Consider the following 12545-nt stretch of genomic DNA (forward strand, 5'->3'; position numbering starts at 1 on the left):
CGGGGTGGGGGGGGCTGTGTCCGGAGCTGCACCAATGATGTGTCGTATTCGCTCTCGGATCGTGGCCGGGCCAACGGCCTCTTGCTCAGCCCTGGCCCTGTGGGTGCTCCTCTTCGCCCCTGGCGTGGCGATCGCCCAACCGGCTGGCGTGGCGCGGCCCGCGGCGGCCGGCGTGGGCTCGGTCCCGGAGATGTCGCTCGAAGAATGCCTGCGCGTGGCCTTCGAGAGGAATCGGCAGCGGCCGGCTTCTCGCGACTCGATTGCAGTGGCCGAAGCACAGCATCGGCAGGCGCTGGCAGCGTACTGGCCGCAGGTGACCTTCAGCGGCGGGTTTCAGCGGCTCGACCGGGCGCCGAACTTCGTATTCCCGCCGAGCGCCTTCTACCTGCCCGCCCAGTCGGTCACGATCCCCGGGGGTACGGCGCTCGTCACGGTGCCGCCGGGCGTCTTCGGCCCGGCCCCCGTGAACCTGCCGGTCAGCGTGCCCGCGCAGACGATCAACACGCCGGCTCAGGCCTACCCGGTGCCCGCGCAGGACGTCAAGTTGATGGACGAGGACTCGTGGCTCGCCAACGTCGGCGCGAAATGGCTGCTCGTCGATGGTGGGCTGCGCAAGGGCTATCGGCAGCAGGCCGGGGCCGCGGTGGACATCGCCAAGGAGGACGCGCGGCTGACGGATCTCGAGATTCGCGACACCGTGACACGCTTCTACTACGGAGCGGTGCTCGCGCGCCTGCTTCGCCAACTCGGCGAGGATACGCTCGCGCGTCTGGAGGCCACGCTCGGCATGACCGAAGCGGTCTACAAGGAGGGCGCCGGAACCGTCACGAAAGCGGACTACCTCGACAACAAGATGATGGTCGAGACGGTCCGATCGATGGTGGCAATCCTCGAAAAGAACCACCTCATGAGCCAGGCGGCCCTCGCGAACGCGATCGGGAAGCCTTGGAACGAGAGCGTCGCGCCGTCGGACCGCGCTCTGCCGCCACCCCCGCCTGCCGTTGATCTCGACGACGCGGTCGGCACGGCATTCCGCTTCAATCCGGATTGGGAGAAGCTCGAGGCGGCCTTGCGGGCGGCCGAGGGCGGCTTGACGACGGCCAAGAGCGGATTCATGCCCAAGCTCGCCCTGACCGGTACCCTCCGCCGATGGTGGAACGACTACAGCTACGGACTCGCCACGGACCAGAACCGGACGGGGTGGACGCTCGGCGCGGGCGTCGAAATCCCGCTGTTCGACGGGTTCCTCACAAAGAACAAGGTGGCCGAGGCGAGGGCGCAGATTCACCGGCTCGAGCAGCAGCAGTTCCTCCTGAAGGATGGTCTCGGCCTGCAGGTCAAGGACATCGTGCTCGGCCTGTCAGCCGCCTCGAAGGGCGCCCGCGCAACCTACGACGCCATGACGGCGGCATCGGAGAACCGCGAGCTCAATCTGCGCGCCTACCAGAACCAGTTGGTCGAGACCGACAAGGTCATCCGCGCGCAGTTGGCCGAGGCGATGACCTCGGCGCAGTACTACATGACGCTGTTCACCTGCGTGGACCTGCAGTCGAGGCTCCAGTTGCTGGTCGGTTCGGCCGTCCAGACCCAGATCGGACAGGCACGATGAGCACGACGCGGGCTCGGACGCGTCTCGTCGTCGAGTGTGCGGCCGTCGTCCTCGCGTGTGCGTGCGTGCTGTCGGCCAACGTTCGCGAACAGGACCGCGGCCCGCTCACGGATCGGCCGACGACATCCTTCCTCCGGGTCGGCTTCGTCGATGCCGTGTTCGGCGAGGTCAACCACAACGACGCGCGGGCAGCCCTCAAGGCGTGGTCTCAGCGGGTCATCGCGGCGGCCGGGCTCGCCTTCGAGGGCGATGTCAAGCTGTTCGGCGACTCGGCCGCGCTCAAGGCGGCCGTGGATGCGGGCGCGATCGACATCATCGTCATCGAGACTGCCGAATACCTGCGCGTATTCACGCAGACCTCACGGCGGGACTGGATCCTGGCCGCCGAACGTCGAGGAACGCCGTTCGAGAGCTTCGTCCTGCTCACCAGAGTGGACAGCGGCATCCGACAGTTCAAGGACCTGCGGGGACGCGACGTGCTGGTCGTGGGGAACGCCCTCGGGGGCCTCGTCGGTTCGTGGCTCGATGTGTTGACCGGGAAGGAAGGCGACCGGATCGCCGCCGAGTTCTTCGGCGTCATCAACAAGAGGACGCAGGTGTCGAAGGCGGTGCTGCCGGTGTTCTTCCGGCAGGCGGCGGCGTGTGTCGTCACGCGCGCGGCGTACCAGACCATGTGCGAGCTGAACCCGCAGTTGGGACATCAACTCCGCATCGTCGCGGAGTCGGCGCCGGTCGTGACGGGAATCGCCTGCCTGGTCCGCCACTATGACCCGAAGGTGCAGGACAGGATCGAGCAGGCTGTGCTCAACCTCAATGTCTCGCCGGGTGGCCAGCAGGTGATGACGCTGTTCCAATTCGACAAGCTGGTGCGCCAGCCGCCGACGTGCCTGGATAGTGCCCGCAGCCTGCTGGAAGAGCAGTCTCGGCAGTACGTCCGCCTGAAACGCGCCGCGCCCGGCGCCGGCGTTGCGAAGTAGGAACCGAACGGCAATGCAGAGCCCGACCCCGCCGCCTCGACGACGCCGTCTCGGCATTCTCGCACGCACGGCATTGGTGTCGTGGCTCGGGACACTCGTCAGCCTCGTGCTGTTCATCGCCGTCATCATCCCGGCCGAGAAGGCTGTCTTCCTGCGCAACCTGGAATCGAAGGCAACCGGCATCTCGGCCTCGCTCCAGAGCATTGCCGCCAGCTCCGCGGTGTCCGAGGACTTCACGACGGTCGTCGACTATTGCACGACCGTGTTGAGGCACGACCCGTCGATACGGTACCTGGTCCTGACCCGAAGGGGCGACGGCTTCTCGCTCGTGCACCGGCAATCGGATTGGCACGAGGATCGGCTCGACGGGATCTGGCGGCCGACTGGCAACGAGTCAACCGGCGTGATTCGCGCGGTCCCGACCGTCGACGGACAGGTCTACCACTACACCACGCCGTTCGCCTACTCTGGCATCGCGTGGGGGTGGATCCACATCGGCCTCTCGCTCGACGCGTACGACGACAGCGTGGCCGCGCTGTACCGGCGGACGGCACTGGCCGCGCTGTTCTGCGTTCTCGTCGCCCTCGTTGCGTCGTACGTCTACGCGCGGCAGCTCACCAATCCGATCCTGAGCCTGCAGGACGCGGTGCAGCAGGTGGCCAGGGGAGACCTCTCGGTCGCGGTCTCGTCAACCTCGCGTGACGAGGTCGGGGATCTGGCCCGGAGCTTCCACCAGATGACGCAGTCCCTCGTCGCGCGCGATCGCGTGCTGCACAGCGTGCGTTTCGCCGCCGAGCAGTTTCTGGCGGCCGACAACTGGCGCGACGCGGCGGACAGCGTGCTGGAGAGCGTCGGCTCCGCGCTTGGCGTCGATCGCTTGACGCTGTTCGAGATTCTCGACGACGACCAGCACAACCAGGTCGCGGCCTGGCGCGTGAGCTGGGCCAGACCCGGGATGCCGGAGTCGCCCTCCGCCGGCGCAACCGTTCCGTTGCGGGCTCTGCAACTGGACACCGGTGAGACGGCGCACGGCGCGACCACGTGCCATGCCGCGCCCGGGCCGATCGGGAGTGGAGACAGCCCGGACGTGCTGGCGATGCTCGGGGCCCGCTCACTGCTGCCGGTACCGGTGATGGTCGGCGGTCGGTGCTGGGGCGCCCTGACGATTGTCGACGCCCAGCGCGAGCGCACGTGGTCCGACACGGAGGTCAGCCTGCTGCGCGCGACCGCGGATACGCTCGGGTCGGCTATCGAACGCCAGCGGGCGCGCGAGGCCCTCGTGATCACCAGGGATGCGGCCGAGTCAGCCAGCCGGGCCAAGTCGCAGTTCCTGGCGAACATGAGCCACGAAATTCGTACGCCGATCAACGGTGTGATGGGCATGCTGCACCTGCTCCAGCGCACCACCATGACGCCCCGCCAGGAACGCTACGCCGCCAACGCCCTGAGTTCGGCGCAGGCGCTGCTGTCGGTGGTCGGCGAGGTGCTCGATTTCTCCAAGATCGAGGCGGGCCGGCTGGAACTGGAGGCAGCGGTCTTCTCAGTTCCCGAGGTGATGGATCGGGCCGTCCGGATTTTCGCCGGCAAAGCGGACGAGAAGAGCCTCGAGCTGGCGTACCTGGTTGACGACGACGTGCCGGCCGACGTCATTGGTGATGCCGACCGCCTGTCGCAGATCCTCATCAATCTGGTCGGCAACGCCATGAAGTTCACGAGCCGCGGCGAGGTCGTCGCGCGGGTCCGCGCGGACACACTGACCGCCGACGCCGTCCGACTCCGGTTCGAGGTGCGCGATACCGGGTGCGGTGTTCCACCCGAGCAGCAGGCGATCATCTTCGACTCGTTCTCCCAGGGCGACGCATCGATGACGCGCGCCCACGGTGGCACAGGCCTCGGCCTGACCATCTCGCGTGAGCTGTGCCGGCTCATGGACGGTGAGATCGGCGTCCAGAGCGAGGTGGGGCGGGGATCCACGTTCTGGTTCACCGCGACCTTCAGGCCGGCCGCCAGTTCGGTGAGCAGGCGCCAACTCGTCCAGCCGGTCGGGCTGCCCATCTTGATCGTGGACGACAGCGCGCCGTCGCGCGAAACCGTACGCGAGTGCGTGGTCTCATGGAAGGGGCGCCCAGAGGAGGCCGCAAACGCGCCCGAAGCGCTCGTGCGGCTCCGAACCGCGGCCGCGGGCGGACAGCCGTTCAGAGTCGTCGTGATCGACTGGCAAATGCCCGGCCAGGACGGGCTCGCGCTCGCAAGGACCATCAGGGCTGAGCCGGAACTGGGCAACCCCGGCCTGATTCTACTCAGCAGCTTCTCGCGACTGGCCGACCACGAGGACGCCGCCGCGGACCTGTTCTCGGGATTTCTCGCCAAACCAATACGCCGCTCGGATCTCTACAACGCCATCGTGCGGGCCGCGAACCACCAGCCCGCAGCGCTTCACACGACGCGGCCGGCGATTCGGCAAGCCCGGGTGGTGGCGGCCGGATCGCGCGCGGCCACGGTCATCCTCGCCGAGGACAACGAGGTCAACCAGGAGTTCGCCGCGGAGGTGTTGGCCGAACTCGGCTACCAGTGCATCCGGGTGCGGAACGGGCGTGACGCGCTCGAGGCGGCACAGCGTGACGGTGCCGACATCGTCCTGATGGACTGCCAGATGCCTGAGATGGACGGCTATGAAGCGTCGCGCCAGATCCGCGCGTGGGAGGCGTCCACCGGGCGGCCACGCATGCCGATCGTGGCGCTCACGGCCCACGCCATGTCTGGCGACCGTGACCGGTGTCTGCAGGCCGGGATGGACGACTACCTCTCGAAGCCGCTCGAGCCCGAGCGTCTTGCGGACGCCGTGAGCAAATGGGTGGTGCGGCCCGCGCAGCTTGCGCCGACGGTCGCTCCGACCGCCCTGCCCGGGATCGACGACGAGGAACTGCTGCGCCGCTGCATGAACAAGCGGCCACTGGCCGATCGGCTGGTGCGGAAGTTCGCCGAACAGGCGGCCGGGGATCTACGAGAACTCGCGGCGGGCATCATGGACGGCGACGCCGACAGTCTGCGCGCAACGTCTCACCGACTGAAGGGGGCCGCCGCCAATGTCGCCGCCGCGGAAATCCGGACGCTGGCCGCGCGCGTCGAAGACCTGGCGCGCCGGCACGATCTCGCCGGGATCGCGCCGCTCTATCAGGATCTGGTCGACCGGGTCGGCGTCCTGGCCAGCGTGTTCGCAGAAGTCGGCTTCGAACCCGTCGTCATCTCGCACGAGGAACGCTCATGAACAGCGGTCGCCCCAACACGAATTCCAGCCGGGTCTGGCTGATCGACGACGATGAGACGGTGCTGTTGCTGGGTGAGGAGATCCTGCGAGCCGAGGGCTTCGACGTCAGAGTCTTCTCCGCCGCTGAGCCCGCCTGGGCCGCCACCGCGTCGGGCCTTCCAGACCTCGTCATTCTCGACGTCCTGATGCCGGGAATCGGGGGGTTCGAATTCTGCGCCCGCCTGCGCCGGGTACCCGGTACCGAAGATGTGCCGGTCCTCATGATGACCTCGCTCGACGACGCCGAGTCGATCAACCGGGCGTTCGAAGCCGGTGCCACCGCGTTCGCGACCAAGCCGCTCAACTGGATCAACGAAGCCCACCACGTGCGGTACATGCTCCGCGCCGCAAAGGTCGCGCGAGACCTTCGGAAGGAGGAGGCCGAGAACCGGCGGGCGCGGGACACCTGGGAGAAGACGTTCAACGCGATCCGCGACGTCGTCACGGTCCTCGATCCCACGCTGCACATCGTCCAGGCCAATGCTGCGGCCGTCGGGTTGTTCGGTGGCCCGGCCGAGGCGATTGGCGGCGCGTCGTTGCAGGGTCTCTTCCCAGGGCCCGCTGGCGAGCAAGCGGAGGCTCCGGCCAGGGAAACGCTCGCGACCGGTCGAAGCGCGACCGTTGAACTGACCTGCGGCCGGTTGGAGCGCATCTGGCGGGTGGAGACGGCGCCCGTGACCGGAGACGGGGGATCGATCGTACAGGTCGTCCACGTGGCGCGGGACCTGACCAACGAACGGCGCCTGGAATCGGCGGTCCGCCAGCAGCAAAAACTGGAGGCGGTCGGGAAGCTGGCGGGCGGAATGGCCCACGACCTCAACAACCTGTTGCACATTGTCCTCGGGCACGCCGACCTCATCGAGGCCGATCTCGCGCCCGGCCGCCAGATCCCGAGCCTGACTCAGATTCGCGAAGCCGCGGGTCGCGGCAGCGCGCTCATCGGGCAACTGCTGACGTTCAGTCGTCACGGTGCGGCGAAATGCCACAAGGAACCGACCGACGCGAACAAGGCAGTGGCCAGCGTTCACCGGATGCTGGAGCGTCTCTTGCCCGTCGGCGTGTGGGTCGAGACCTTCCTGGCGTCGGCACCCACCATCGTGGATGCCGACCCCGGACAATTGCAGCAGGCGATCGTGAATCTCGTGATCAACGCGTCACAGGCGATGCCGGACGGCGGCCGGCTGACCATCCGGGTCGGTACCCGCCACGTGGGTCCCGACGAACCGCCGGTGGCGCCGGGCGCGCCGTCGGGCGACCTCGTGTCGATCGCAGTGGCCGACACCGGGCACGGCATGAACCGCGAGACCATGGAGCAGATGTACGAGCCGTTCTTCACGACCAGGGAGGCCGGCTCCGGCCCGGGGCTCGGACTGTCCGTTGTCTACGGCATCATGCGGAGTCATGGGGGCGGGATCGCCTGCACGAGCGAGCCTGGCAAGGGCACCGTATTCACGTTGTACCTGCCAGCCGCGAAACCGGCACGGGCGGTCACCCCGGCGGCCGAGCGCCGGCCGTCAGCGCCGCAGGTGGGCGTCTCCAGGACGATCCTGGTCGTCGACGATGAGCCGGCGATACGCAACTTCCTGCAACACGCGCTGACGCGAATCGGGTTCTCGGTCGTGACGGCGGCGGATGGCGAGTCAGGGCTTCAGATCTACGGCGAAGCGCCCACGCCCCCGGACCTCGTGATTCTCGACTTGGGGATGCCTGGCATAGGCGGCTGGGAGTGCCTGAAACGTCTGCGCGAGGCGCACCCGACGGCAACGGTCCTCGTTGCGACCGGATTCGGCGGAGATGATGTCACCGAGCGGGCCCTCGCGCTCGGTGCGTGTGGCGTGGCATTCAAGCCGTACGCCGTGGCCGAACTTCGCCGGACCATCGGCGAGATCCTCGCTCGCGGGGACTCGACAGCAGACTGAGCCCGAACACCGAGCGGCAATGGAAGCGCCAGGACCGGGCGGCGACGTCGCGTCGGGGCTCCTACCGGCAAATACCAGACGATCGCGCTGTCGGGCCGATGTCTCCTTGCTGGAGGTCGCCGTGCTGGTTCACGTCCTGTTCGCCATACTGCTCTGCCCGCCACACCTGCTCGCCTCGCCCGCCCAGGAACTGCCCCGAGGCACCATCGTCGACAAGGTGATCTGTCGAGGGAACGCCAGCCAGAGTTACGCGCTCTACCTCCCATCCGGCTATTCGACCGATCGGCAGTGGCCAATCCTCTACGCGTTCGACGCTGGCGCCAGGGGTCGGCTGCCCGTCGAGCGGTTCAGGGGCGCCGCAGAGACATACGGCTTCATCGTGGTGGGTTCGAACAACTCGCACAATGGCCCGCTCACCATCGCCCAGGATGCGATCAACGCCATGCTGGCCGATACGCGTGCCCGTTTCTCGCTGGATCACCAGCGTGTGTACGTCACTGGTTTCTCCGGGGGCGCGCGCGTGGCGGTGATGGCCGGGTTGGCGATGAAGGGACAGGTGGCTGGGGTCATTGGATTCGGGGCCGGATTCCCGGCGGGCGTCGCGCCGTCCGCCTCGGTGCCGTTCGCGTATTTCACGGCGGCCGGCACCGATGACTTCAACTACCCGGAACTGAAGGAACTGGACCAGGTGTTCGGGAAGCTTGGGCTCCTGCATCGGTTCGAGCTGTTCGAGGGCGGCCACGATTGGCCGCCAGAAGCAGTCTGTGCCCGAGCGGTCGAGTGGATGGTGACTCGGACCTGGAGTCACTGCGAGGAGAGGCCGCATTTCGCCAGATCCTCGACGTCATCGGGAAACGACAGTGAGCGCTACCCGGCGAATCTGTACCCGAGCCCGTGGATCGTGAGGATGAACTGCGGGTGCCGAGGGCTGGCCTCGATCTTCTGCCGCAGCCACGCCACGTGGACGTCGACCGTGCGCGTGGAGGGCATCGAGTGATACCCCCAGACATCGTTCAGCAGTTGGTCGCGGCTCAACGTCTCGCCGCGATGCTCGATGAAGTATTTCAACAGCAGGAACTCTCGCGCGGACACGTCGACCACGGCGCCAGCGCGCGTCACTTCGGCCTTGCGTGTGTCCACGACGACGTCGCCGAAACGCAGGTGCCCCGCATCTGACGTCGACGGCGTCGTCCGGCGCAGCTGCACCTCGATTCGCGCCAGCAGTTCCATCATGTCGAACGGCTTGGTCAGATAGTCGTCGGCCCCGAGCTTGAGCCCCAGCACTTTGTCGACGACCTGGCCGCGCGCCGTCAGCATGATCACCGGCGTGGCGATGCCCCGTTGGCGCAGGTCGCGGCAGACGTCGAAGCCGCTCATGCCGGGCAGCATCACGTCGAGGAGGATGACGTCCCACGCCTCGCGCTCGGCGAGGGCCAGGCCGGCGCGGCCATCCATGGCCGACGTGACATCGTAACCTTCGGCGCGGAGACGGTCGGTCAGCGTGAGGACGAGTCCTGGTTCGTCCTCGACCAGAAGGATCCGTTTCACGGCTGACTCCCCGCGACGGCGTCTGCCGGCGCTGACCGAGCGGGCAGGCTGATCACGAACGTGGCCCCCTCGCCGGGCGACGACCTGACGGTCACCCGGCCGCCGTGAGCCTCGACAATCCGCTTCACCAGGCTGAGGCCCAGACCGTTACCGTGGATCTGCTGCGCGATCGCGTGCCTGCCCCGCCGGAATGGCTCGAACACGTGCGACAGATCCGCCACGTCGATGCCACGGCCGCGGTCGCTCACGCTCACCTGCACCTCGCGGCCTCCGTCCCCAGGGCCTGACGAGACCTTCACCCCGATCCATCGGCCATCGACACCATGTTTCGCCGCGTTCGTGATGAGGTTGGCCACCGCGCGACCGATGGCGGCTTCGTCTCCCATCACCGCCGGCACCTCCTCGTCGGGTTCGCCGAGGTCGACCTCGAGCGCGCATCCGGCTGCCTCACAGGACGGCCGGCACGACGCCGCGACATCCTCGACGAGCGCAGCGATATCGACCTCCCGTGGCGACCGGACGCGCCGCTGTCCCTCCAAACCGGCGTAATCGAGCACCTGTTCGACCATGTCGGTCAGCCGCCGGCCTTCGCCCTCGATGAGATCGCCATAGCGCTTCGCCTGCGCCGGATCGGCAACCACCCCCGCCGAGAGGTTCTGTGCCGCCGATCGGATCACCGCGAGCGGCGTTCGCAGTTCATGCGATACCGTCGCCACGAAGTCCATCTGACGCGCGGCCAGTTGCCCCGCCCGCCGGGCATTGATCATCACCAGCGCGACACCGGCCGCTAGGACCGCCAGGATGCCGAAACTCAGCCAGAGGTTTCGCCGTCGCGCCTGGGACACGGCCGCGTCCAGGGATCCCGAACCGTGCTGGAGCACCAGGCGCCATCCCCCGCGGGGCGGCAGGACGCGGGCACGGACGGCCGATGGGGAGCCGTCGCGCCCGCTCACGGACCTCGCGTCCATCAGCAGCGAGAACCGTGTGACCGCGCCGTCCCCCGGGCCTTTCGGCGCTCTGGCCTCAGCTGAGATCATCTGGCCAGGCGGTGTCGTTCCGGCCTCGATCCGCAGGGCCTCGGCCATCAAGTCCGCGCGCAGCGTGAAGATCGGCATCGCCACATCCGCACGCTCGGCCGCGACGGCGGCGCCGTTCGGAAAACCTCGCTGGAAGATTCGCGCTCCCGAACCGGTCGTCACGGCAAGCCGGTATCCGTCTGACCCTTCGCGCGGGAAGTAGCGGTCCGCCAGCGCCGGCAGGACGACGTTCGCGAGGTACTCTCGATCGAGATCGACGACGAGGGACGAACGCATCATCTCGACAAGGCGGCGCCTGTTGGGGTCGGCCTCCGAGCGGACGACCGCCTCACCCCTGATGCTTCCCGTCACGTTCGCAAATGGGCGCGCGAGCGGAATCACGAGCGCCGGGGCATCGGCCACGACCGGCATCAGTGAGATCGCGATGATTTGCACCTTGCCGTTGCGCAACGCAGACGCCGCGGGCGCCGGGAGCACCGGTTCGGGCGTCGTCGTGGCCGCGAGGACCCGGCGGACCGGTTCGAGGTGCGGGGGCCAGGCCTCCGACTGCCCTGGCTCGAATGCCTTCGCCTCCGAGTTGTATCGCCGCAGCGATACCTGCCCGTCCGCGGGCACGGCCAGGAACACACCGCGCACCATCCTCGGATAGCGGGCCGTGTTGCGCCAGCCGTCCAGGGCGGCGGCGACCCCGTGTTCGTCCTTCTCTGCCAGACCGGCGCACGAGGTCTGCATGGCCAGGTAGAGGCGTGTGATCTCGCGGTCGAAGTCGTCGGCCAACTCCCGCGCCCGCTGCGTCAGCGAGCGACTGAGTTGATCGCGTTCGGCCTCGGACACCTTCCCGAGCCAGCGGTACTGCAGCGCGGCCAGGAGACCGACCAGTCCGACGAGCAGCGCCGGCAGCAGGATTCCGACCGGGAGGCGTCGCCTCAGCATGGCCGAAGTGTACTACGCGGATACTCCGGAAGGACCCCGGCCGGCCGCCGATCTCACACCTCTTTACGTACTTAACGATCTCTTAACGAGGGCTTAACCACCTCGCGGCGCCAAAACGCCAGAATGGCTCGTCCAAGGATGGTGAAGAGCGGCGGACAGGATCCTGATGGAGGCAGATGGCATGAATTCCATGGTGAAGGTCGCAGCGATCGCGGTCATCGCGGCAGAGACGCTCGTCGCGGGCCAGGGCAAGGACGCCGCTCGAGTGCTGTCGGAGGTGCGCAAGGCCTTGGGCGGCGAGAAACTCGCCGCGGTCAAGACGCTGTCGGCTGAAGGGCGCTCGCTACGAACCGGCCCGGATGGCAACACGCGCGAGAGCGAGTTCGAGCTGTCGATGGATCTGCCCGACAGGTACCTCATGCGCATGGCCATGGTGGCGATGGGCAACATGAGCATCTACCGGATGTCCGGGTTCAACGGCGGTCAGCCGATCGACGAAATCGACCGTCCACCGAACCTCGCTGGCGGCAACGTCGTGATTCGTTTCGCCGGGCCGGGCGGGTCGTCGATCGATCCGGAGAAGGCAACACCGGAACAGAAGGCGGAACTGGACCGGATGCGGCTGCTCCAGAACAAGCGCGAGTTCGCGCGCCTGACGCTCGGCATGTTCGCCACGTCGCTCTCTTCGTTCCCGCTCGAATTCACCTACGCCGGCGAGGCCGAGTCGGCAGACGGCAAAGCCGACGTCCTCGACATCAAGGGCGACGGCGACTTCAAGGCCCGCCTCTTCGTCGATCAGCAGACGCACCTGCCGCTGATGATCAGCTGGATGGACAAGGAACCTGTCTCGATCACGATGGGGCCGCGCGGGACGGTGCCCGCCGGGGCCGGCGGGCCGGTTGCGGTCGGCGGCGGCGGCACGGTCGTGCAGCGTTTCGACGGCGCCGGTGGCGCGCCCTCGTCGCCGGAGGAAAGGGAGAAACTGCTGAAGGAACTCGAAGCGAAGCGCAAGGAGGCGGAGGCCAACCGGCGCACGGTCGAGTACCGGCTCTACTACGCCGACTACCAGTCCACGGGCGGCGTGAAGCTGCCCCACAAGTTCCAGCGGTCGATCGACGGCAAGACCACCGAGGAGATGATCTTCGACACGCTGAAGGTCAACCCGAAGATCGATGCCAAGAGATTTCAGGTTTCCAAGTAGCCCCGTGATTCCAG

Annotated in this window: 7 protein-coding genes; 5 read left to right on the forward strand and 2 right to left on the reverse strand. The window is 67.6% G+C overall.

Features of this window, described 5'->3' with window-relative positions:
- Window positions 1-34 precede the first annotated feature (34 nt).
- Genes VGK32_05525 through VGK32_05540 form a run of 4 tightly spaced genes read left to right on the forward strand, consistent with a single transcriptional unit; the run spans window position 35 to window position 7812 of the window.
- The gene (locus tag VGK32_05525; protein ID HEY3381208.1) at window positions 35-1609 is read left to right on the forward strand and encodes a TolC family protein; all 1575 of its coding nucleotides are present in this window, start codon (window positions 35-37) and stop codon (window positions 1607-1609) included.
- Entirely contained in the window at window positions 1606-2586 is a 981-nt protein-coding gene (locus VGK32_05530) for a PhnD/SsuA/transferrin family substrate-binding protein (GenBank protein ID HEY3381209.1), read from the forward strand. The genes VGK32_05525 and VGK32_05530 overlap by 4 nt, the downstream gene beginning before the upstream one ends.
- A 13-nt stretch (window positions 2587-2599) precedes the next feature.
- Window positions 2600-5854, forward strand: a complete 3255-nt coding sequence (locus VGK32_05535) for a response regulator (GenBank protein ID HEY3381210.1) — start codon at window positions 2600-2602, stop codon at window positions 5852-5854.
- Window positions 5851-7812, forward strand: a complete 1962-nt coding sequence (locus VGK32_05540; protein HEY3381211.1) for a response regulator — start codon at window positions 5851-5853, stop codon at window positions 7810-7812. Before VGK32_05535 ends, VGK32_05540 begins: the two co-directional genes overlap by 4 nt.
- Before the next feature lie 867 nt (window positions 7813-8679).
- Here VGK32_05540 and VGK32_05545 read toward each other — a convergent pair.
- Together VGK32_05545 and VGK32_05550 are read right to left on the reverse strand one after the other, a co-directional pair.
- Window positions 8680-9360 (reverse strand): response regulator transcription factor, encoded by a 681-nt coding sequence (locus tag VGK32_05545; protein ID HEY3381212.1) that lies wholly within the window; start codon window positions 9358-9360, stop codon window positions 8680-8682.
- A complete protein-coding gene (locus VGK32_05550; protein ID HEY3381213.1) occupies window positions 9357-11330 on the reverse strand; it encodes a HAMP domain-containing sensor histidine kinase in 1974 nt (657 codons plus the stop codon). The genes VGK32_05545 and VGK32_05550 overlap by 4 nt, the downstream gene beginning before the upstream one ends.
- Before the next feature lie 181 nt (window positions 11331-11511).
- On the opposite strand from VGK32_05550, the gene VGK32_05555 reads away from it, so the two are divergent.
- The gene (locus tag VGK32_05555; protein HEY3381214.1) at window positions 11512-12531 is read left to right on the forward strand and encodes a hypothetical protein; all 1020 of its coding nucleotides are present in this window, start codon (window positions 11512-11514) and stop codon (window positions 12529-12531) included.
- Window positions 12532-12545 lie beyond the last annotated feature (14 nt).

The sequence above is a fragment of the Vicinamibacterales bacterium genome, from assembly GCA_036504215.1.
Lineage (GTDB): Bacteria > Acidobacteriota > Vicinamibacteria > Vicinamibacterales > Fen-181 > FEN-299.